20 protein-coding genes are annotated in these 20,165 nt (G+C 60.1%); 11 read left to right on the top strand and 9 right to left on the bottom strand.

Translation table 11 applies throughout. The features are described 5' to 3' along the window. The first annotated feature begins 20 nt into the window (after positions 1 to 20). Complete coding sequence (locus AACZ65_RS09005) at positions 21 to 725, top strand: histidine kinase (RefSeq protein WP_037276487.1); 705 nt, start codon at positions 21 to 23, stop codon at positions 723 to 725. A 5-nt stretch (positions 726 to 730) separates the two neighbouring features. On the opposite strand, the gene AACZ65_RS09000 is transcribed toward AACZ65_RS09005, so the two are convergent. Next, positions 731 to 1,603 carry a LysR substrate-binding domain-containing protein gene (locus AACZ65_RS09000; protein WP_339670046.1) on the bottom strand — a complete coding sequence of 291 codons (873 nt, stop codon included), beginning with the start codon at positions 1,601 to 1,603 and terminating at the stop codon, positions 731 to 733. A 96-nt stretch (positions 1,604 to 1,699) separates the two neighbouring features. On the opposite strand from AACZ65_RS09000, the gene AACZ65_RS08995 reads away from it, so the two are divergent. The 3 genes from AACZ65_RS08995 to AACZ65_RS08985 all read left to right on the top strand — a co-directional run bounded on the left by AACZ65_RS08995 (position 1,700) and on the right by AACZ65_RS08985 (position 5,691). Further along, positions 1,700 to 2,716, top strand: a complete 1,017-nt coding sequence (locus AACZ65_RS08995; RefSeq protein ID WP_296638415.1) for a D-cysteine desulfhydrase — start codon at positions 1,700 to 1,702, stop codon at positions 2,714 to 2,716. Positions 2,717 to 2,827: 111 nt separating this feature from the next. Then, complete coding sequence (gene pheT, locus AACZ65_RS08990; protein WP_339670042.1) at positions 2,828 to 5,227, top strand: phenylalanine--tRNA ligase subunit beta; 2,400 nt, start codon at positions 2,828 to 2,830, stop codon at positions 5,225 to 5,227. A 17-nt stretch (positions 5,228 to 5,244) separates the two neighbouring features. Continuing rightward, entirely contained in the window at positions 5,245 to 5,691 is a 447-nt protein-coding gene (locus tag AACZ65_RS08985; protein ID WP_037276492.1) for a YtoQ family protein, read from the top strand. A gap of 77 nt (positions 5,692 to 5,768) precedes the next feature. On the opposite strand, the gene AACZ65_RS08980 is transcribed toward AACZ65_RS08985, so the two are convergent. From AACZ65_RS08980 to AACZ65_RS08950, 7 genes are all read right to left on the bottom strand, one after another. Further along, entirely contained in the window at positions 5,769 to 6,389 is a 621-nt protein-coding gene (locus AACZ65_RS08980) for a LysE family translocator (protein ID WP_037276495.1), read from the bottom strand. Then, positions 6,386 to 6,817: a VOC family protein gene (locus tag AACZ65_RS08975; protein ID WP_339670039.1), complete on the bottom strand. Its 432-nt coding sequence runs from the start codon at positions 6,815 to 6,817 to the stop codon at positions 6,386 to 6,388. The genes AACZ65_RS08980 and AACZ65_RS08975 overlap by 4 nt, the downstream gene beginning before the upstream one ends. A gap of 2 nt (positions 6,818 to 6,819) precedes the next feature. Further along, a complete protein-coding gene (recF, locus tag AACZ65_RS08970; protein WP_339670037.1) occupies positions 6,820 to 7,926 on the bottom strand; it encodes a DNA replication/repair protein RecF in 1,107 nt (368 codons plus the stop codon). Between the two features lie 54 nt (positions 7,927 to 7,980). After that, positions 7,981 to 9,099, bottom strand: a complete 1,119-nt coding sequence (gene dnaN, locus AACZ65_RS08965; protein WP_008281276.1) for a DNA polymerase III subunit beta — start codon at positions 9,097 to 9,099, stop codon at positions 7,981 to 7,983. A 124-nt stretch (positions 9,100 to 9,223) separates the two neighbouring features. Then, positions 9,224 to 10,570 (bottom strand): chromosomal replication initiator protein DnaA, encoded by a 1,347-nt coding sequence (dnaA, locus tag AACZ65_RS08960; protein WP_339670033.1) that lies wholly within the window; start codon positions 10,568 to 10,570, stop codon positions 9,224 to 9,226. Between the two features lie 481 nt (positions 10,571 to 11,051). Further along, the gene (rpsT, locus tag AACZ65_RS08955; protein WP_037276502.1) at positions 11,052 to 11,321 is read right to left on the bottom strand and encodes a 30S ribosomal protein S20; all 270 of its coding nucleotides are present in this window, start codon (positions 11,319 to 11,321) and stop codon (positions 11,052 to 11,054) included. 158 nt (positions 11,322 to 11,479) lie between these two features. Further along, positions 11,480 to 12,298 carry a sulfotransferase family protein gene (locus AACZ65_RS08950; protein ID WP_339670031.1) on the bottom strand — a complete coding sequence of 273 codons (819 nt, stop codon included), beginning with the start codon at positions 12,296 to 12,298 and terminating at the stop codon, positions 11,480 to 11,482. A 150-nt stretch (positions 12,299 to 12,448) separates the two neighbouring features. Here AACZ65_RS08950 and AACZ65_RS08945 point away from each other — a divergent pair, with 150 nt between their 5' ends. The 6 genes from AACZ65_RS08945 (at position 12,449) to AACZ65_RS08920 (ending at position 17,685) form a co-directional block, all read left to right on the top strand. Further along, a complete protein-coding gene (locus tag AACZ65_RS08945; RefSeq protein WP_339670029.1) occupies positions 12,449 to 14,026 on the top strand; it encodes a DUF5928 domain-containing protein in 1,578 nt (525 codons plus the stop codon). 9 nt (positions 14,027 to 14,035) lie between these two features. Continuing rightward, entirely contained in the window at positions 14,036 to 14,422 is a 387-nt protein-coding gene (locus tag AACZ65_RS08940) for an HIT domain-containing protein (RefSeq protein WP_339670027.1), read from the top strand. A 79-nt stretch (positions 14,423 to 14,501) separates the two neighbouring features. Then, entirely contained in the window at positions 14,502 to 15,296 is a 795-nt protein-coding gene (locus AACZ65_RS08935; protein WP_037276509.1) for an ion transporter, read from the top strand. An 81-nt stretch (positions 15,297 to 15,377) separates the two neighbouring features. After that, positions 15,378 to 15,842: a DUF1203 domain-containing protein gene (locus AACZ65_RS08930; RefSeq protein WP_339670024.1), complete on the top strand. Its 465-nt coding sequence runs from the start codon at positions 15,378 to 15,380 to the stop codon at positions 15,840 to 15,842. Positions 15,843 to 15,911: 69 nt separating this feature from the next. Further along, positions 15,912 to 16,985, top strand: a complete 1,074-nt coding sequence (pheS, locus tag AACZ65_RS08925) for a phenylalanine--tRNA ligase subunit alpha (protein ID WP_339670022.1) — start codon at positions 15,912 to 15,914, stop codon at positions 16,983 to 16,985. Positions 16,986 to 17,271: 286 nt separating this feature from the next. Further along, positions 17,272 to 17,685, top strand: a complete 414-nt coding sequence (locus AACZ65_RS08920) for a BLUF domain-containing protein (RefSeq protein WP_339670020.1) — start codon at positions 17,272 to 17,274, stop codon at positions 17,683 to 17,685. Positions 17,686 to 17,706: 21 nt separating this feature from the next. On the opposite strand, the gene AACZ65_RS08915 is transcribed toward AACZ65_RS08920, so the two are convergent. Then, positions 17,707 to 18,915: an aminopeptidase P family protein gene (locus AACZ65_RS08915; RefSeq protein ID WP_339670018.1), complete on the bottom strand. Its 1,209-nt coding sequence runs from the start codon at positions 18,913 to 18,915 to the stop codon at positions 17,707 to 17,709. A 150-nt stretch (positions 18,916 to 19,065) separates the two neighbouring features. Here AACZ65_RS08915 and AACZ65_RS08910 point away from each other — a divergent pair, with 150 nt between their 5' ends. Beyond that, entirely contained in the window at positions 19,066 to 20,058 is a 993-nt protein-coding gene (locus tag AACZ65_RS08910) for a P1 family peptidase (RefSeq protein ID WP_339670016.1), read from the top strand. The last annotated feature ends 107 nt before the right edge of the window (positions 20,059 to 20,165 follow it).

Genomic DNA, 20,165 nt, shown 5'->3' with positions numbered 1-20,165 from the left:
ACCAGCAGAGGCGTGCGCGGATGCGCGGGATAACCACCACCGCCGCCGATGCGCGCCGGTCCGGCAATCGTGTGGTGATCGCCGGGGTAGGGGCTATCGTGGCGATTCTGACCAGTGCAGCGGTGTTTCTGTTCCTCAGTCTGCCAGATGCCAATGCATTCAACGCCAAGGTCGAGCGGATCTTTGTCGAGAATGACGCGCTGACCGGTCAGGGCGAAATCAAGTTGTTGGAAATTCTGGCGCTCTCGGGCACAGCATTCTCGGAAACACTGGTCAGCTATCGGATGGTAATTTTTGTGCTGCTGGTTTTTGCCACCGCGCTTCTTGTGGCGTCGCTGGTCTTTCTGGTGATGCTGATCACCCTCAACCGCCGCATGGCCCAGATCGAACGGTCGGGGATTCAGGTCAGTTCCCTGCTGATCAGCCGCGAGGAAAAGACGGTCTATCTGAACGATATGGGCTTCAAGCTGACCGATGCCGCCATGGAAACCCTCAGTGTCCTGGCCGAGGCACGATTGGACGATGACGTGATGACCGGGGCCGAGATCGAAGCGGTGATTTCCGGGCGCAAGCCCGAGGATTGTGAAGAGGCGGCAGGTGCCACGCGCATCAAGCGGCTACGTGATACCCTTGGCAATCAGTTGGTGAGTGAGCTTTTGGTCAAGAACATCGCGCGAAGGGGCTATATGCTGGCCATCGACAAGGATGTGATCCGGGTGATCTGAGGCGTTCAAACGCCCAAAGCCGCCACCAGCCGCGACCAGTCATGCGCCCAGCCGTCATCGCTACGCTCGCTGAGACGGATCATCCAAAGCTCCATTTCCTGTTCTGGAAGCGTCTGATCGAGCGGCACAAGACGCCCCTCGTCCAGATCTCGGTGCACCATGCCTTCGGGCAGCCATGCGACCCCGATTCCCCGGCGCGCATATTCATGCGCCGCGAGCGTCAGCGCGGTTTCTGCACGACGTCGCAAAATGCGGTGTGCGGGAATACGTGGCAGAATCGCGCGCGCCATGATCTGCCCCAGAAACACATCTGCCGGATATCCGATGAACGGCAGGTCATTGCCTTGCGCCAAACGGGGGGCCGCCACCGGTCTCAGCCGCTCGCGCCCCAGCAAAACCTGCTCAAAGCTGCGGTTGAGCGTGAGTGGTGCAATCTCGGGCACGGCATAGACGACCGCCAGATCGGCCTCGCCTGACAAGAGGCGTAAAAGACATTCCTCGCGGTTGTCCGAGCGCACCCGCACCGGCCGGCCGCCCTGTGCTGTCAAGATACTGACAATCGCGGGGGAATGGGTGGTGGTGATGGCATGCTGACATGCGAGCGTCAGCCCCCGCGTCCCGGTGCGCTGTATCAGGCTTTCTCGCAAGTGGCGCAATTGCGTGGCCAGCGCGCGCATCTCGCCTGACTGCACCTCGATGTCGGGCAGGAGAACGACGGGTTTGCGTCTCCGGTCAAAGAGCGGCACTCCAAGCGCCTCCTCAATGGCACGCAGCCGACGGGTAAAGGCGGATTGACTGACATGCCGTATCTCGGCAGCGCGGGCGAGTGATCCGGCATCGGCCACCGCCAGAATATCATCCAGCCACTCCAATCTCATATTGCAATCCTTGCATTTTATGGGGCGATAATAGCATTAGACGCCGACTGTGTCCCGTCTTACCATACAGAAAACGCATGTTAATGGAGGACACCCATGCATCTTGCCCGCTATCCCCGCCGCTTTCTCGCACATCTGCCCACACCGCTCGAGCGGCTGGACCGCTTGACGAAGGAATTGAACGGCCCGGAAATCTGGATCAAGCGGGACGATTGCACCGGGCTCAGCACTGGCGGCAACAAGACCCGCAAGCTTGAATTCCTGATGGCCGAGGCGGAATTGCAGGGTGCGGATATGGTGATGACCCAAGGGGCCACGCAATCCAACCATGCGCGCCAAACGGCGGCTTTCGCCGCCAAACTGGGGATGGATTGCCATCTGCTGTTGGAAGATCGCACTGGATCGAACAACGCCAATTACAACAATGGCGGCAATGTTCTCTTGGATCACATGCATGGGGCGACCACGGAAAAGCGCCCCGGTGGCGGCGATATGAATGCCGAAATGGAAAAGGTTGCGGACAAGTTCCGCGCCGAGGGGCGCAATGTTTACACCATCCCCGGTGGTGGGTCCAATCCGACAGGCGCGCTTGGCTATGTCAACTGCGCCTTCGAAATGCTGGCGCAGTTCAACGATCGGGCGCTCAAGGTGGATCACATTGTTCACGCCACCGGCAGCGCCGGCACGCAGGCGGGGCTGATCACCGGCCTCAAGGCGATGAATGCACAAATCCCGCTTTTGGGCATTGGTGTGCGCGCGCCCAAGGCCAAGCAGGAAGAGAATGTCTATAACCTCGCCTGCGCCACCGCTGAAAAGCTGGGCTGCGCCGGAGTGGTCAAGCGCGAGGATGTGGTCGCAAACACCGATTACGTTGGTGAGGGCTATGGCATTCCCACAGAATCCGGCATCGAAGCCATTCACATGTTTGCCGAACTTGAGGCGATTCTGCTTGATCCGGTCTATTCCGCCAAGGGGGCCGCAGGCTTTATCGACCTCATTCGCAAGGGCCATTTCAAAAAAGGCGAGCGCGTCGTCTTTCTGCATACCGGTGGTGCGGTTGCGCTCTTTGGCTATGACAGCGCCTTCGATTTCTCGGGCCGCTGGAAGAAGTAACCCACTCCACAGGGTGACCAAGACAAAGCCCCGCAGCAATGCGGGGTTTTCCATGCCTGACATATCCGGTAAAGCGCTCTGTAACCCATATTTGCCGGCGGAAGAGCACGCATGAAATTCACATTGTCCTGGCTGAAAGAGCATCTGGAAACCACCGCCTCGGTGGAGGAGATCGCCGAGACCCTGACCGATTTGGGTCTGGAGGTAGAGGGGATCACCGATCCCGCCGCGCGGCTGCGTGACTTTACCATCGGCAAGGTGCTCAAGGCAGAGCCGCACCCCGATGCAGACCGGCTGCGCGTCTGTCAGGTGGCCACGGCGGATGGCGAGACGCAGATCATCTGTGGCGCGCCCAATGCGCGTGAGGGGATCACCGTGGTCATCGCCAAGCCCGGCGTCTACGTGCCGGGCATCGACACCACCATCGGCGTGGGCAAGATTCGTGGCATTGAGAGCCACGGCATGATGTGCTCCGAACGCGAAATGGAGTTGAGCGAAGAGCACGACGGCATCATCGAACTGCCCTCGGGCGAGGTGGGCCAGCGGTTCACCGATTGGCTGGCTGCACATGAGCCCGCCAAGGTGGACCCGGTGATCGAGATTGCCATCACCCCCAACCGCCCCGACGCGCTTGGTGTGCGTGGCGTGGCACTCGACCTCGCGGCACGAGGATTGGGCACCATGAAGCGCGCCAAGACCGTAGACATTGAGGGGCAGTTTTCCTGCCCCATTGGCGTGACGATCGACGATGATACCGCAAAGGGTGGCTGCGAGGTTTTTGCCGGGCGGTTGATCAGGGGGGTCAAGAATGGCCCCTCGCCGGAATGGTTGCAACAGCGGCTGCGAGCAATAGGGCTGCGCCCGATCTCGACCCTCGTCGATATCACCAATTTTTTCACCTATGATCGCAACCGCCCCCTGCATGTCTTTGACGCCGACAAGGTGAACGGTGATCTGCGAGTGCATCGCACCAGTGGCGGCGAAACGCTGGTCGGTCTTGACGACAAGGAATATACATTTGGCCCCGGTCAGGTGGTGATTTCTGATGACAGCGGCATTGAAAGCATTGGTGGCATCATGGGCGGCCTTGCCACCGGCTGCACCGATGAGACCGTGAATGTCTTTCTCGAAGCCGCCGTTTGGGACACGGTGCAGATCGCCACAACGGGCCGCGCCCTGCGCATCAATTCCGACGCACGCTATCGCAATGAACGTGGCATTGACCCCGCGTTCAACATGGAAGCACTGGATCTGGCGACGCAGATGATCCTCGATCTCTGCGGCGGCGTGCCCTCGAACCGCGTGGTCGCAGGTAAGGTTCCGGATGTGAGCCGTGCCTACCGCCTTGATACCGCGCGGGTGCAATCGCTGGTCGGCATGGATATTCCCGAGAGCGAGCAACGTCAGACGCTGACCGCCCTCGGCTTCAAACTCGAAGGCAATATGGCCTATGTCCCAAGCTGGCGACCGGATATTCTGGGCGAGGCCGATCTGGTGGAAGAGGTGGCGCGCATTGCCTCCCTGACCAAGCTGCAAGGCCGCCCGATGGCGCGCGCCCTGCCGGGCGTACCCAAGCCGATCCTCAGCCCGATGCAAAAGCGCGAGCAGATCGCGCGGCGCACAGGTGCGGCGCTCGGTTATAACGAATGTGTCACCTACAGTTTCATCGACCATGCGGCGGCCGCGCTCTTTGGCGGCGGCGATGATGCGACGATGCTGGCGAATCCGATCAGCGCGGACCTCAGCCACATGCGGCCCGATCTGCTTCCGGGGCTCTTGCGGGCGGCGGCACGCAATCAGGCGCGCGGACTGATGGATCTGGCGTTGTTCGAGGTTGGACATGCCTTTCATGGCGGCGAACCGGGAGAGCAGCATTTGCAGGTTGCCGGTATCCTCGTGGGGCGCACCGGCCCCAAGGATGTGCATGGTGCGACGCGTGTCGTAGATGTGTTTGATGCCAAGGCCGATGCCGAGGCGATCCTCGCGGCCATTGGTGCTCCGGCCAAGGTGCAAATCCTGCGTGACGGCCCGGCGTGGTTCCATCCCGGACGGCATGGACGGATTTGCCTAGGTCCCAAGAAGATGCTGGGCATCTTCGGCGAGGTGCATCCGCGCATCTTGCGGGCGCTGGATGTCAAAGGGCCTGCCGTGGCCTTTACGCTCTATCCGGGTGAAATCCCACTCCCGCGCAAGACCTCTGCCAGCCGGGGCGCGCTTGACATCAGCGATTTGCAGGCGGTCGAGCGTGATTTCGCCTTTGTCGTGGACTCTCGAACCGAGGCGCTGACCCTGATCAACGCGGCGGCCGGGGCCGATAAGGCGTTGATCGAGGATGTGCGGGTGTTCGACGCGTTCAGCGGCGGCAATCTGGGCGAGGGCAAGAAATCCCTTGCCCTGACGGTGCGGTTGCAACCGCGCGACAAGACCCTGACCGAAGCCGACATCGAGGCGGTATCGGCCAGGATCATCGAAAAAGTGACCAAGGCCACCGGCGGAGTTCTTCGGGGCTGAAGAAAAAGGAGGAAACCATGCTCAAGGTCTATCTGTCAGGCGAAATCCATACCGATTGGCGGGAACAGATCATCGCGGGGGCCGAGGGGCTTGATGTGGTTTTCTCTGGTCCGGTCACGGATCATGCGGCGAGCGATGATTGCGGCGTGGTGATTCTGGGTGAGGAACCGAACAAGTATTGGCACGACCACAAGGGTGCCATGGTCAACGCCATCCGCACCCGTAAAGGTCTGGCCGAGGCGGATGTGGTCGTCGTGCGCTTTGGCGAGCAGTACAAGCAATGGAACGCGGCCTTTGACGCGGGTTATGCTGCGGCGCTTGGTAAGTCGCTGATCATCCTGCAACGCCCGGAACATGACCATGCTCTGAAGGAGGTGGATGCCGCCGCCCTCGCCGTGGCGCGCGAACCGGCACAGGTGGTGGACCTGCTGCGCTATGTTCTGACCGGAACCTTACCGGGCTAGGGGGCTCTGCCCCCGTCCCGGATGTAATCCGGGACTCCCCCGAGGTATTTTGGGCCAGATGAAGGCGAGCGTGCCCTTTATGTGAAGGGGATCACAAGCCCGACAAGGATCAGGAGCGCGCCCGATCCGACGTTCATACGCCGGAGCGCCGCTGGACTCTGCAACAGGCGTCGCGCGCGGTCGAGAAAGAGCGCAAGCGCCAGATTGCCAAGCATGGGGATAATGGCCGATATGGCGAGGATGGCCGCGATATCCGGTACTGTCACCTGCGAGAGATCGAAGAAACCCGGCAGAAACCCCATGTAAAACAGGATTGCCTTGGGGTTGCCGATGACCGCGGCAACGCCTACGGAAAACCCGGCCCATATGCCGGGGCGTGTCATTCGGCTATCGGCGCCGGGCACTCGCGCAGGCGCCCGGATCAGCAAAAGCCCCATCACGATGAACACCCCCGCTGCAACCCAACGCAAGAGGCTGAGGGCGTCGCCATAGAGCGAGAGCACCCAGGTAAGGCCGAGAATGGCGCAAAGAGGCCAGATCAGATCGCCCAAAGCCACGCCGACGGCCAAGGGCCAGGCCCCGCGCATGCCCCCCGAAAGTGCGCGCGCAGTCAGCGCCACCCACACGGGCCCCGGCACGGCCCAGAGGCCCGCCATGGCGGCGGCATAAAGCAACAAGTCGAAAGGGGCGATGGTCATGGAGCCTCTGGTAAGGTCAGGCTGCCATCCTCGGAGAGCGGCCAGAAAGGGTTCATCGCCAGTTCCCAGACATGGCCGTCGGGATCGGCGAAATAGCCGGAGTAACCGCCCCAGAACACCTTGTCGGGGTGTTTGAGCGCAGTGGCCCCGGCCGCGAGGGCAGTGGCAAAGGCGGTGTCCACCTCTGCCTCGGTCGAATAGTTCTGCGCCAGCGTGATTGCGCCAGTGCCGAGGGTAGCATCCGGGCGCCCCTGATCGGCGGCGAGATGCGCCTTGCCAAAAAGGCCGAGGACAAGCCCGTTCATCTGGTAGAACACGACCTCATCCAGCGCCTCTGCCGGGTTCCAGCCAAGGGCCGCGTAAAAGGCACGCGACCGGTCGAGATCATCGACGCCAAGGGTGATGAGAGTGACGCGTTGCGGAGTCATGGTTAGGTCGCTTGAGAAATCTGACTGATGCCGTCGGTGTCGGTGACGTGAATATGTTGTGCGCGTGCGCCCAGTTCGGAGAAAAGTTCGGGTCCGGTGCCGGTCATCCACGCCTGAGCGCCCAGTGCGCAGATTTCGTCATAGAGCGCGGCCCGGCGGGTGGCGTCAAGATGTGCGGCGACCTCATCCAGCAACAAAAGCGGCGGCGCACCGAAATCGCGCGCGAGGGCGCGGGCATTCGCAAGGATGAGCGAGACGAGGAGCGCCTTTTGCTCGCCGGTGGAACAATCGGCGGCGGGCACGCCTTTGGCGGCATAGACCCCGTAGAGATCGGCCCGGTGCGGACCGATAAGGGTGCGCCCGGCGACAAGGTCGCGAAAGCGGCTCTCGGCCAGCGCCTGACGCAGGTCGTCGGCGGTCTCGGGCATCTCGCCTTCGGTTTGGGTCAGCTCAAGCTCGGCTGTGGGAAAGGTGGTTTCCGCCTGCATCTGTGCGCCTGCGATCAGCGCGAGGGCGTGCTGGCGGTTGGCGTGGATTTCAGCACCCGCCTCGGCCATCTGTCGTTCAAGGGCGAGATACCATTGCGCGTCGCGGACCTGATCCTTGAGCAGGCGGTTGCGTTCACGCATCGCCTTGTCATAGGCAAGCGTGGCCTCGGCATGGGCCGGAACAAAGCTCATGGTCATGCGGTCGAGAAAACGGCGACGTCCCTCCGCCCCTTCAATCCAGAGGCGGTCCATGGCCGGAATGAGCCAGAGCACACGCGCGATGCGCCCGAGGGCAATTTGTGTGGCAGCTTTACCGTCGATCCGGACCTGACGGGCCGCAGTGCCTTCGGCAAAGGTCTCGACTTCATGCACGCTGTGAAGCGCGTGCAGGATTGTGCTGATCTTCCATCCAACCGCCTCTGGCCGCCGCGTTATGTCTTGCGCTGCCGCGCGCCGGAGGCCACGACCGGGCGACAAGAGCGACACCGCCTCGATCAGATTGGTCTTGCCCGCGCCGTTGGGGCCATGAACGGCGACGGGCCGCGCGTCAAGCGAAAGCCGCCCGAATTTATGCGAGCGAAAATGCGAGAGGGTCAGTTCCGAGAGGTAAAGGCCGGGCATTCACGGCCCTTTCATCGTTCCGAAAAATACTCCCGCCGGAGGCCCCGACAGGCGTCACACCCGCATCGGCATGACGACATAGACCGCCGTCGTGTCATTGCCTTCGCGCATGAGGGTGGGATCGCCCGAGGAGTTGAACAGGAAAACGGCATTCTCGCGGTCGACCTGGCTGGCGATTTCCAGCAGGTATTTGGCGTTAAAGCCAATCTCCAGCCGCTCATCGCCATAGGCCACGGCCAATTCTTCTTCGGCAGCACCGCTATCGGGGGCATTGACCGAGAGGATCAGACGGTCCTCGTCGAGCGAGAGTTTCACCGCACGCGACCGCTCGGAGCTGACGGTTGCAACCCGATCGACGGCCTGCGCGAATTCGGCGGCGTCGACTTCCATCCGGCGGGTGTTGCCCTGCGGAATGACGCGGGTGTAGTCGGGGAAGGTGCCGTCGATCACCTTGGACGTGAGGGTGATGTCGGGGGTGGCAAAACGGATCTTGGTCTCCGAGACCGAGACCGCGATCTTCATGTCGTCGTCTTCCAGCAACTTGCGCAATTCGCCCACGGTCTTGCGCGGGACGATCACGCCGGGCATGTCTGATGCCCCGTCGGGCAGGTCAGCGTCAATGCGCGCGAGACGGTGGCCATCGGTGGCCACACAGCGCAGCACCTTGCCGCCGTCGGCGTCAGAGACATGCAGATAGACGCCGTTGAGGTAATACCTTGTTTCCTCGGTAGAAATGGCGAATTTCGATTTATCGAAGAGGCGGCGCAGCACCGGTGCCGGTGCCGAGAAATTGCTTGCATATTCCGACGAGGCCATCACCGGAAAATCTTCTTTCGGCAAGGTGGCCAGATTGAAATTGGAGCGCCCGGCCTGCACCGTGAGGCGACCAGAGGCCCCATCGTCGCTGAGCGTCACGAGCGACCCATCGGGCAGTTTGCGCACGATTTCATGAAGCATGACCGCCGAGACAGTGGTGGCACCGGCACGTTCGACCTGAGCAGGCGCCTTATCCACCACCTCGATATCAAGATCGGTTGCGCGGAACTGTACGCTGTTGCCTTCGGCCTCGATCAGGACATTGGCGAGGATCGGGATCGTGTTGCGCCGTTCGACGACCGATTGGGCCTGGGACACGGCCTTGAGCAATGCGCCGCGTTCGATGCTGAGTTTCATTCCCTCGCTCCTGTCAGGTGCCGGTCCAATGCCGGGAGGGGCAAGGTAGCAACTCCACCCCGCACCTCAAGTGTTTTTTGGAGTTTTCGGATGGAAAACCGGCAGCGTCAAGGGCTGCTGCCGCTTAGCCTTCCAGCGTGCGGCGCAGAAGCTCCAGATCCTCGGCGATCTGCGCATCCTGAATACGCAACTCGTCGATACGCTTGACGCCGTGCATTATTGTTGTGTGGTCGCGACCACCGAAACGGCGACCTATCTCAGGTAGCGAGCGCGAGGTCATCTGCTTGCACAAATACATCGCAACCTGACGCGGACGTGCGTAGCAGCGGGTCCGCTTGGGGCCAATCATGTCGCTCAGGCGGATGTTGTAATGGTCCGAGACCTTGCGCTGAATTTCCTCAATGGACACTTTGCGCTCGGAGGCGCGCAGCACGTCCGCCAGACAATCCTGCGTCAGCTCGAGCGTGATCGGTTTGCGCACCAGCGAGGCAAACGCAAAGAGCCGTGTCATCGCCCCTTCGAGCACGCGGACATTGGTGCTGATCCGATGGGCAAGGAATTCGAGCACACCGTCATTCAGGATGAGGTCGGGATACTGTGCGCGGTAGCGGTCGACCTTGGATTGCAGGATGCCAAGACGCAATTCGTAATCGGTTGGGTGCAGGTCGACCACGAGGCCACATTGCAGGCGTGACTTGATGCGTTCCTCGAGATTGGCAATCTCACCGGGGGCGCGGTCGGCCGAAATCACGATCTGCTTGTTCTGATCCACGAGCGCATTGAACGTGTGAAAGAACTCTTCCTGCGTGCTGTCCTTGCCAGCGATGAACTGCACATCGTCCACCATCAGCACATCAACCGAACGGAACACGGATTTGAAATCCATCATCTTGCGGTCGCGCAGCGCCTGAACAAAGCGGTACATGAACTGTTCCGCCGAGAGATAGACAACGTTCAGGTCGGGACGGGTGATTTTCAGTTCCCAGGCAATCGCGTGCATGAGGTGTGTCTTGCCGAGCCCGACGCCGCCATAAAGAAACAGTGGGTTAAAGGTGACAGGGCCACACTCTGCCACACGGCGCGCGGCGGCATGCGCCAATTCGTTGGGCTTGCCAACGACGAAACTGTCAAAACTGAATCTCTCGTCCAGCGGCGCTGACGGGACCAGGCTGTCGGCAATGGGTTCAACCGGGGCCGCGGTAGTGGGGCGAGACGGGCGCGCACTACTGTTTGCGGCGACACGGAACTGCACGCGCCTCACGTCGGGAGAGAGATTGGTCATCTGATAAAGGATCAGCTCGCCAAAATGTTGCGAGACATAATTTCCAAGAAACGTCGTGGGGACATGAAACGTCGCAACGCCATCATCGACGCGAGCAAATTCCAGAGGTTCGATCCAGTTCTTGAAATTGCTCTGCCCGACGGATTGCTGAAGTTTTTGCTTCAACTGGCCCCATTGCTCTTGTGTCATTCTGTCCCCGTTCCGCGACTCTACCGTGCTTCTCAAATCGGACCGGACAGCAGGTGTTCGATCCGGGGCGACACAGTTTTGAGTTGGCAAAAAAACCTAACTGCCGTCGCGAGTGCAACGGGTGCATGTTTCTTCGTCAATAAGCGTGCATCTTGCAGTCAAAAAACATTCGTGCGCGGCCCGTCCCAAAGCCACGCGGTTCCTGACCGCAAAATACATTCGCATTGGACATGACCAGAGCATAGTGCTCAGTCCCGGTGTCATGGCTGAGGGTTTCCCTCTAATGCCCGACCCCGACGCAGCCTGTCCCCCCAAGCGTGAATCGCAGGTCTGAAACTAGCAACGTCTTGCCCGTGGCGGCAACTATTCTATGCGCTTGACAGGGGCTTTGGCTGAAAAGAATCTCTGACCGTCCTCCGATCACCAGACATGCAAAAGGCAGCGTCGACGACGCTGCCTTTTACTTTCAATGGGTTGCTTCTCAGCTCTGTGCGATGGCTTTGACGCGGGCCGAGAGGCGGGAAATTTTGCGCGATGCGGTGTTCTTGTGCACCACGCCTTTGGTCACGCCGCGCATCAATTCAGGCTGAGCATTGCGCAGGGCGGTCACAGCCGCGTCTTGATCGCCAGAGGCGATGGCCTCTTCGACCTTGCGGAGGAATGTACGGATACGCGAGCGGCGCGATTTGTTGATGGCAAAACGCTTCTCGTTCTGGCGGGCGCGTTTTTTGGACTGCGGCGTATTGGCCATGTAAGTGACCCTTTCTCGGTTCGATATGTGTAAACGCACGTCATACCCTACCGGGACCCCCGCCGAACGGGGTGATTCTTGCCTGAGCGGGCATCACGCGCATGTCTGGCGTGCCGTATACGCCAGTTGGGCTGGAATGCAAGCCCTAGTGGCGCCAATCAGTCGCCCAGCTTGGCGTGCACCTCATCAAGGTCGATCTCTCCCACCGGCATCTTGTTTGCAGGATTCTCGAAATCATACTTGAAGAGGTCGAAATCGCGTTTGTAGATCTCGTAGATCAGATGCATCGAGAGATCGTCGAAATAATCCTCGACCGGGTGGGCGCGTTTCGGCCCATGGCCTTCGGATTCGTTAAAGCGCGGAATCGTCTTGACGTCGATGGGATGCTTGGTGTTGATGGCCGCCAGCACCTCGCCCATACCGTCGTCGAATTTCTCGGTCCAGAAGATCTTGTTGTAACGGCCCCCGTTGACGATGAAGGTCGATATGTGACCCGACATGGCGGACCAGTGAATGTCCGGCTCCATGGGGCGTTTCCAGCGGATAGTGTCCCGCGCAAAAAGCAGGAACCGTCGAAAGCTCTTGATCTGGTCGAACTCTTGCTTGCCGTCGTCGCCGCCCACCTCAATCCCGTATTTCTGGATGATGGTCGGCACCAGCTTGCCGCGGTAGCGGCTGCCGTTGCGCTGGATGCCGCAAATCTTGTCGAAAAAAGATGACAGGATTCGGGTATAGGGATTGCGCACGCAGGAAAACGCATAAGAGGTGTGGGTTTTCACATTCGCGTTGATCAGCTTTTGGCTATCCTCGCGGGCCCATTTGTGCAGGCCCTCCGTCGCATCGTGAATGTCGCCATCAAAGAACACGCCGTGGTCAGAGTAGTACAGAATTTGCCCGATCGTCGAGCAGGCGCATTTCGGCACCACGCGATAGACCACGCTCTCGCTTTCGGTCATCCAGGTTCCGGGAAATCCCATGATCGCTGCCTCCGCCAACACTTTCCCGCTTCATACAGGCTTGATCCTGTCTAACCTGTTCAAAAAACCAAAGAAAGTCTGTTTATTCAGGCGCGGTTCACCGTTAATGCTATAAACAGTCGGTAACTCGAAGGCTAAACCGTTTCCGTAATGGCTAAGATCGCATTCATCTTGCTCTGCCACAAGGACCCTGAGGCGATCATCCGTCAGGCAGAAATGCTGACGGCTGCGGGCGACTATATGGCAATTCATTTCGACGCCCGTGCCAAGCCAGAGGCTTTTACCCGGATCAAGACGGCATTGGCAGACAATCCCAGTGTAACCTTTGCGAAAAAGCGGATCAAATGCGGTTGGGGTGCTTGGTCTCTGGTGCAGGCCACGCTCTACGCGGTTGAGGCTGCGGTCGACGAATTTCCGCGCGCCACGCATTTCTACATGCTGTCCGGCGATTGCGCACCGATCAAATCGGCCCGGTTTGCGCATCAGTTTCTGGACAACCGCGATGTCGATTATGTCGAGAGCTTCGATTACTTCGACAGTGACTGGATCAAGACCGGTATGAAGGAAGAGCGGCTCATTTACCGCCATTTCTTTAACGAACGCACACAGCCCAAACGGTTTTATGCATCGTACAACCTCCAGCGCAAACTGGGACTGACGCGCGCTATTCCGCATGACATCCAGATTCAGATCGGAAGCCAGTGGTGGTGCTTGCGGCGGCGCACGGTGGAATGGATTTTGGACTTCACGCGCAAGCGCCGAGATGTGATGCGGTTTTTCCGCACCACTTGGATTCCAGACGAGACGTTCTTTCAGACGCTCGTGCGTCATCTCGTGCCTGAGCGCGAGATCGAGACACGTACGCTCACATTTCTGATGTTCACTGACTATGGTATGCCGGTGACGTTCTATAATGACCACTACGACCTGTTGCTCAGTCAGGATTATCTCTTTGCCCGCAAGATCAGCCCCGAAGCACTGGAGCTTAAGCGCCGATTGGGCACCCTCTATTCCGACGAGCGCGCGCAGTTTCAGATTTCGAACGAGGGTCGCAGTCTGTTTCAGTTTCTGACTGCGCGCGGTCGCGAAGGTCGGCGATTTGCGCAGCGGTTTTGGGAAACCGAGAGCACACTCGGGCGTGAGCGTGAGTTGATGATCGTGGTGTGCAAGAAATGGCATGTGGCCAAGCGCTTGCTGGACCGCATTCGACAGGTCACTAACTTACCCGCGATCGAATATCTCTTTAATGAAGAGGGCACCGCCCTGCCCGATCTGGGGGGTATTCAGGCTACATTGGCCAAACGAACCCGGCACCGGCGCGCTCTTATGCGGATGCTGTTCGATTACTATGAGACAGATCGCCTGCTTGTCTGCATGGACCCTGGAAGTATTGATCTTTTGCAGGATTTCTGTGGTGATCGTGCCGTGACAAAGCTCTTGGAGGTTCAGTGCCATTTCACCGATGAGTATCTGATCGGCCACGCCATGCGTGTCGGCCTCGCGGGTGAGCAGACCCCGCCAGAGACCTTGGAGCGGCTCTTGCCCACGATCCGTGGCGACATGACCTATGAGAGCGACCGCATCCGCGATTCCGAATTCGAGAATCACATGATTTTGCGGCAATCGGATGATCGGGGCCAACGCGCCGATCTCTTGTCGCGGTTCCTTGATATTCCGCGCGAAAAAGCTCAGGAAATCGCGGAACCCGACCACCTGTTTGCAGATTGAGGATGCGCCATGCCCTATGCCTATGATCCCCAAAATATCTTTGCCCGCATCCTGCGCGGCGAGATCCCAAACAAGACGGTGCTGGAGACTGCGTCTACCCTTGCCTTTCACGATATTCAGCCGCAGGCGCCGGTGCATGTGCTGGTGATCCCCAAGGGTGCCTATGTCAGCTATGATCATTTTGCCGCCGAGGCGAGTGATGCCGAGATCGTCGATTTCAATCGCACCGTGGCAGAGGTCTGCCGCCTAACGGGTGTTGATCTGGGCGAAGACGGTCAGGGCTTTCGCGCGATTACCAATGCCGGCGCCCATGGCGTGCAAGAGGTGCCACACTATCATCTCCATATCTTGGGCGGACGTCCGCTTGGCCGGATGTTGGCGCGCGCCGAAAGCTGAGGCAGCCCTGCTTGTGCCACGGACAAGATGCGCCCATATGGGACGCATTGGTCAGACACAGGACTTTGCAGGTAGCCACATGACTTTTCGCACCCGCGTCGGCGCGTTTCTAGATACATCGCTGTTTCAAAACGCCATTCTGGGCGTAATCCTGTTCAATGCCGTGATACTTGGGATGGAAACCTCTGCGCCGATCATGGCGCGGGCGGGCGATGTGATCCTGATGCTCGACAAGCTCTGTCTTGCGGTTTTCGTGGTCGAGATTGCGGCCAAACTCTTTGCACGCGGACTCGGGGGCTTTTTCAGGAATGGCTGGAATATCTTTGATTTCGTGATCGTGGGGATTTCGCTTGTCCCGGCCACGCAGGGCCTGTCGGTGCTGCGGGCCCTGCGCATCCTGCGCCTCTTGCGCGTTGTCTCAGTCGCCCCGTCGTTGCGCCGGGTGGTAGAGGGGCTGGTGACGGCCCTGCCCGGCATGGGATCGGTGTTTTTGCTGATGGGGATGTTGTTTTATATCGGATCCGTGATGGCGACCAAGCTGTTTGGTGCGGCCTATCCTGAATGGTTTGGCGATCTTGGGCGCTCGGCCTATTCGCTCTTTCAGATCATGACGCTCGAATCTTGGTCCATGGGGATCGTTCGCCCGGTGATGGAGCAGTTTCCCTATGCTTGGGCCTTCTTTGTGCCCTTCATCATGGTCACAACATTCGCCGTGGTGAACTTGCTGGTCGGTCTTATCGTCAACTCTATGCAGGATGCGCATCACGCCGAAGATGTAGAAAAGACCGATAATTACCGTGACGAGGTTCTGGCGCGACTCACGCAGCTTGAGGCGCTGCTCCGGGACGTTCAGGACAAGAAACCGAAAGGCTGAGCGCAGATTGCGCAAGAAGCGGGTCGTCTCATGACGCGGCCTTGGGGCAGATTTGGGGAAACCCGAACCGGAGACCTTAGAATGATTGCCATCACCGCCTTGCCCACAGAGACTGTCCGCGCCTTGCAAGCCGGCGCGCCCGATGCCTATGGAACCCCGCCTGAACACCATGTGGCGCAGGGATCTGGCAATCCTTGCCGCCATTGTCTGCGCTTCATACCCGAAGGGGCGGCGATGCTGATCCTCGCCTATCGGCCCTTTGCCGGGTCGCATCCCTATGCGGAGACCGGGCCGATTTTCCTCTGTGCGGATGCCTGCGCGCGCCATGAAGGCGCGGCGATTCCCGAAGTTTTGCGCGACAGCCCCGACTATCTACTCAAGGGCTACAATAGCCAGGATCGCATAGTTTACGGCACCGGTCGTGTTGTGGCAGTGGCCGAACTCCCGGCCTATGCCGAACAGGTTTTCGAGCGGAGTGATGTGGCCTATATCCATGTTCGCTCGGCGCGCAACAATTGCTATCAGGCGCGGATCGACCGGGCTTGACCGGCGCAATCGCTTGCACGCTGCGCCGATGCGCGGTAACTCGCCGGGGACACCAGCGGGATGGAAGCAATGAGTGATCTGCGGGAAAAATATTTGACGGCGATTGCCAATGCCGGTGACGAGGCCACGCTAGAGGATCTGCGCCTGCAGGCCGTGGGCAAAAAGGGCGAAATCAGCCTTGCGATGCGCGAACTGGGCCGGATGAGTCCGGAAGAGCGGCAAGAGGTCGGCCCCCGTCTGAATGCGTTGAAGGACGAGATCACCAGCGCGCTTGCCGCCAAGAAACAGGCGCTCGGCGATGCCGCTCTGGACGAGCGGCTGCGCGGCGAATGGCTAGACGTGACGCTGCCTGCGCGGGGACGGCGGATGGGCACGATCCACCCGGTCAGCCAAGTCACCGAGGAAGTGACCGCGATCTTTGCTGACATGGGTTTTGCCGTGGCCGAAGGGCCGCAGATCGAATCCGATTGGTTCAATTTCGACGCGCTGAACATTCCCGGCCACCATCCGGCGCGGGCCGAGATGGACACGTTTTATACGCATCGCGCTGAAGGGGATGAACGTCCACCGCATGTGTTGCGCACGCATACCAGCCCTGTGCAAATCCGCAGCATGCAGGCCAATGGCGCGCCCATTCGTATTATCGCGCCGGGACGGGTCTATCGCGCGGATTACGACCAGACCCATACGCCCATGTTCCATCAGGTCGAGGGGCTGGCGATCGACAAAGATATCAGCATGGCCAACCTGAAATGGGTGCTGGAAGAGTTCGTCAAGGCGTTCTTCGAGGTGGATGATGTCGAGCTGCGCTTTCGCGCGTCGCATTTCCCGTTCACCGAGCCGTCGGCCGAGGTGGATATCCGCTGTTCTTGGGAAGGTGGCACGTTGAAGGTCGGTGAGGGCAATGACTGGCTGGAGATTCTCGGCTCTGGCATGGTCCATCCCAAGGTCTTGCAGGCTGGGAACATTGATCCGAATGAATGGCAGGGCTTTGCCTTTGGTATGGGAATCGACCGGATCGCGATGCTGAAATATGGCATCCCCGATCTGCGGGCGTTCTTTGACTCAGACTTGCGGTGGCTGCGGCATTACGGGTTTGCCAGCCTCGATCAACCGACGCTGCATGGCGGGTTGTCGCGCTAGGATGTGTTCAAGCTCGCTGAGAGCCTCCAAATCTACGAACAGACGATTCTCTTCTATCAATCGCGCCTTTCAACGCTATGCTAACGTATCGCGTATACCTGTGGGTGGGTTGATCCAACTGGAATGGAGACGTATCTGAGTAGCGCGCGCCGCCGTATGGGTGAGTCATGGTTGTGTGGCCGCTTACGCATAGCGGTAAAGACAAGCGCTCACCCGGAAGTGACGTAGGGACCAGGTCGACGGCTGGATTTGTGTCGTATAGCTATCCCGATTGAGGAGCCACAACATGCCGCTGACCCAGTTGATCTATGCCTCACAGCCTTTCGGCTTTGATCCGGCAATGCTGGCGGGCATCCTGATGGACGCACGGCGTTATAATGCGCGCGACGACGTGACCGGTGCTTTGATCGTACGCGGGGATATGTATCTGCAACTTCTCGAAGGCCCGAAACCCAAGGTCGAGGCAACCTATGACCGGATCATTCGGGATGACCGGCATGTAAATCCGGTGCGCCTGATGCACCGCGAAGTGCAAGAGCGGATGTTTCCCGAATGGTCGATGCTCGACGATCCGGCGAAAAGCTGGGTCTGGAGTATTGCCGAGGTGCGCGGTGGCGCGTTGGAGCGGTTTTCGGCCGGGCAAGAGGCGCTGAAATTCTTTCAGCGTCTGGCGGCATCGCGGCTTGACACGGCGGGGTGAGCCCCGCCGCATCTGTTCCTGTCACCCGACCACGTTGAACGCGGGCCCATATGGGTAGCCCGTGATGTTCTCGTTTCCGTCCTCGGTGATGACGAGTATGTCATGCTCGCGGTAGCCGCCCGCGCCGGGTTGATCAGCTGCCAGTGTCAGCATCGGCTCCATCGAGATGACCATGCCCGGTTCCAGCACGGTGTCGATATCCTCACGCAGTTCCAGACCCGCCTCGCGGCCATAGTAATGGCTTAGAATGCCAAAGCTGTGACCGTATCCAAAGGTCCGGTATTGCAGCAATTGGCGCTCTTCGAAGAAAGTGTTGATCTTGTGCGTGACCTCAGCACAGCTTACGCCGGGTTTCAGCAGCGACATGCCATATTCATGGGCGGCTACGTTTGCCTCCCAGATTTTCAGGCTGGAGTCGTCAACCTCACCCGCGAACATCGTGCGCTCCAGCGCCACGTAATAGCCTGACACCATCGGAAATGTGTTGAGCGACAGGATATCGCCACGTTCGATTGCGCGGGCGGTCACGGGGTTATGCGCACCGTCGGTATTGATGCCCGATTGGAACCAGACCCAGCTATCGCGATATTCTGCGTCGGGGAATCGCTTGGCGATTTCGGCCTCCATCGCGTCACGGCCCGCCATGGCCACGTCAATCTCGCGCGTGCCGACCTTGACCGCATCGCGGATGGCATAGCCGCCCACGTCCGCCACCTGTGCACAGGAGCGGATGAGGGTAATTTCCGCCGCCGATTTTTTCATGCGCTGACGCATGGTGGCAGGGGCGACATCGACCATCGTGCCGGGCTTGAGGAAGTTCTCCAGCTTGTCGCGGTTTTGCAGCGTGAGGTGATCGCCCTCATAGCCCACCACACGACCCTCACCCGTGACCGACAGGATCGCGCGCCAGAAATTGTCGCGCTGCCAGTCGGTATAGGTGATGTTGTCGCAAAAGCAGCGGCGCCAGGGCTGGCCAGCGTCGATGCCCGCCGAGATGGTCACGCAGTCACTGTCAGTGACAACGAGGCCATAGGGGCGACCAAAGGAGCAATAGAGAAAGCCCGAGTAATAGGCGATGTTGTGCATCGAGGTGAGAACGACGGCGGTGGTGCCGGTCTCGGCCATGATGGTGCGCAAACCGGCAAGCCGGGCTTCATATTCGGAAACGGCAAAGGGCAGCGAGGCCTTTTCACCATTGTGGAAACGATAGAATTCAGGACGTGCAGTCATAGTGACCCTCCTTGCAAAAGAAGGTCCCGGCGTTCAGGACTGTGGGGAAAGGCCATGAAGGGGCGACGCCATCGCCCGGGCCTGAAGGGTTCTTGCCGATTGGGTGCGGTCTGGCAAGCGGGTTTGCGACAGCGATGGAGGGATTGCGGCATGGAGACGAAAATTGCTGCGCGAAATCTGATCACCGATGTGGCGGGGCTGCGTGTAGGGAATGCGCAGGACATGCGCCTGCGCTCAGGCGTGACGGTGCTGGTGGGCGATACGCCCTTTACCGCAGGCGTACATGTGATGGGCGGTGCGCCGGGCACGCGTGAGACCGATTTGCTTAGCCCGGACCGTGTGGTCGAGCAGGTGGATGCGCTGGTGTTGTCGGGTGGTTCGGCCTTTGGCCTTGATGCCGCGTCGGGGGTTGCCGACGGGCTGCGGGACATGGGGCGTGGATTTCCCGTGGGCGATGTTCGGGTGCCGATTGTGCCGGGGGCGATTCTCTTTGACCTCTTGAATGGCGGGGACAAGGCGTGGCGCGAGAACCCCTATAAGGCGCTTGGCCATGCGGCGCTGAATGCTGCTTCAGCGGAATTCGAGATTGGCAGTATGGGGGCAGGGGCGGGGGCGACCACGGCCAATCTGCGCGGCGGGCTCGGGTCGGCTTCGGCCCTATTGCCGGGGGGCGTGACTGTGGGCGCATTGGTGGCGGTCAATGCGCTTGGCTCGGCCACGGTGGGCGCGGGGCCAGAGTTCTGGGCAGCCCCGTTCGAGCGCGGCGCGGAATTTGGCGGGCGCGGCGTGGCGCGGGCCTATCCCGATCCGCTTTTGGCCCCGACGAAGTTGGCGCAGCATGGCAATACTACGATTGGCATCGTGGCGACCGATGCTACGCTCACTCAGGCGCAATGCACGCGATTGGCCACAGCCGCGCAGGATGGGTTTGCGCGGGCCTTGGTGCCCTCGCATACCGTGATGGATGGCGACCTGATCTTTGCCGCCGCTACCGGTGCGCGGCCCGCGCCCGATCTGGTGGCACAGGTGATGCTGGGCCATGCGGCAGCTTGCGTCATGGCGCGGGCAATCGCGCGGGCAGTCTTTGCGGCGCGGTCTACGCCGGGCGATACGCTGCCGGCGTGGCAGGACAGATTCGGCTGAGGCGGAATCCCCCTTGCAGACTCAGGGAGAGGGGCGTATATGCCCCTCAACAGCGGCGCTTTCGGGTCCACTCGAATGCACCACCGGAGAGTGTAACGGGCCGCGCG

The organism is uncultured Roseovarius sp. (genome assembly GCF_963972555.1).
GTDB lineage: Bacteria > Pseudomonadota > Alphaproteobacteria > Rhodobacterales > Rhodobacteraceae > Roseovarius > Roseovarius mucosus.
Note: the sequence above shows the minus strand (reverse complement) of the source record. Positions and strands in the feature narration are given on the sequence as shown.

Bases quoted from the DNA above. Each gene is read 5' to 3' on its own strand.
- dnaN (WP_008281276.1), bottom strand. From the start codon at position 9,099: ATGAAACTCAGCATCGAACGCGGCGCATTGCTCAAGGCCGTGTCCCAG.
- AACZ65_RS08980 (WP_037276495.1), bottom strand. From the start codon at position 6,389: ATGACCATCGCCCCTTTCGACTTGTTGCTTTATGCCGCCGCCATGGCG.
- pheS (WP_339670022.1), top strand. From the start codon at position 15,912: ATGAGTGATCTGCGGGAAAAATATTTGACGGCGATTGCCAATGCCGGT.
- AACZ65_RS09005 (WP_037276487.1), top strand. From the start codon at position 21: ATGCGCGGGATAACCACCACCGCCGCCGATGCGCGCCGGTCCGGCAAT.
- AACZ65_RS09000 (WP_339670046.1), bottom strand. From the start codon at position 1,603: ATGAGATTGGAGTGGCTGGATGATATTCTGGCGGTGGCCGATGCCGGA.
- AACZ65_RS08975 (WP_339670039.1), bottom strand. From the start codon at position 6,817: ATGACTCCGCAACGCGTCACTCTCATCACCCTTGGCGTCGATGATCTC.
- dnaA (WP_339670033.1), bottom strand. From the start codon at position 10,570: ATGACACAAGAGCAATGGGGCCAGTTGAAGCAAAAACTTCAGCAATCC.
- AACZ65_RS08935 (WP_037276509.1), top strand. From the start codon at position 14,502: ATGACTTTTCGCACCCGCGTCGGCGCGTTTCTAGATACATCGCTGTTT.
- rpsT (WP_037276502.1), bottom strand. From the start codon at position 11,321: ATGGCCAATACGCCGCAGTCCAAAAAACGCGCCCGCCAGAACGAGAAG.
- AACZ65_RS08910 (WP_339670016.1), top strand. From the start codon at position 19,066: ATGGAGACGAAAATTGCTGCGCGAAATCTGATCACCGATGTGGCGGGG.
- AACZ65_RS08950 (WP_339670031.1), bottom strand. From the start codon at position 12,298: ATGGGATTTCCCGGAACCTGGATGACCGAAAGCGAGAGCGTGGTCTAT.
- AACZ65_RS08930 (WP_339670024.1), top strand. From the start codon at position 15,378: ATGATTGCCATCACCGCCTTGCCCACAGAGACTGTCCGCGCCTTGCAA.
- recF (WP_339670037.1), bottom strand. From the start codon at position 7,926: ATGCCCGGCCTTTACCTCTCGGAACTGACCCTCTCGCATTTTCGCTCG.
- AACZ65_RS08985 (WP_037276492.1), top strand. From the start codon at position 5,245: ATGCTCAAGGTCTATCTGTCAGGCGAAATCCATACCGATTGGCGGGAA.
- AACZ65_RS08995 (WP_296638415.1), top strand. From the start codon at position 1,700: ATGCATCTTGCCCGCTATCCCCGCCGCTTTCTCGCACATCTGCCCACA.
- AACZ65_RS08915 (WP_339670018.1), bottom strand. From the start codon at position 18,915: ATGACTGCACGTCCTGAATTCTATCGTTTCCACAATGGTGAAAAGGCC.
- AACZ65_RS08945 (WP_339670029.1), top strand. From the start codon at position 12,449: ATGGCTAAGATCGCATTCATCTTGCTCTGCCACAAGGACCCTGAGGCG.
- AACZ65_RS08940 (WP_339670027.1), top strand. From the start codon at position 14,036: ATGCCCTATGCCTATGATCCCCAAAATATCTTTGCCCGCATCCTGCGC.
- AACZ65_RS08920 (WP_339670020.1), top strand. From the start codon at position 17,272: ATGCCGCTGACCCAGTTGATCTATGCCTCACAGCCTTTCGGCTTTGAT.
- pheT (WP_339670042.1), top strand. From the start codon at position 2,828: ATGAAATTCACATTGTCCTGGCTGAAAGAGCATCTGGAAACCACCGCC.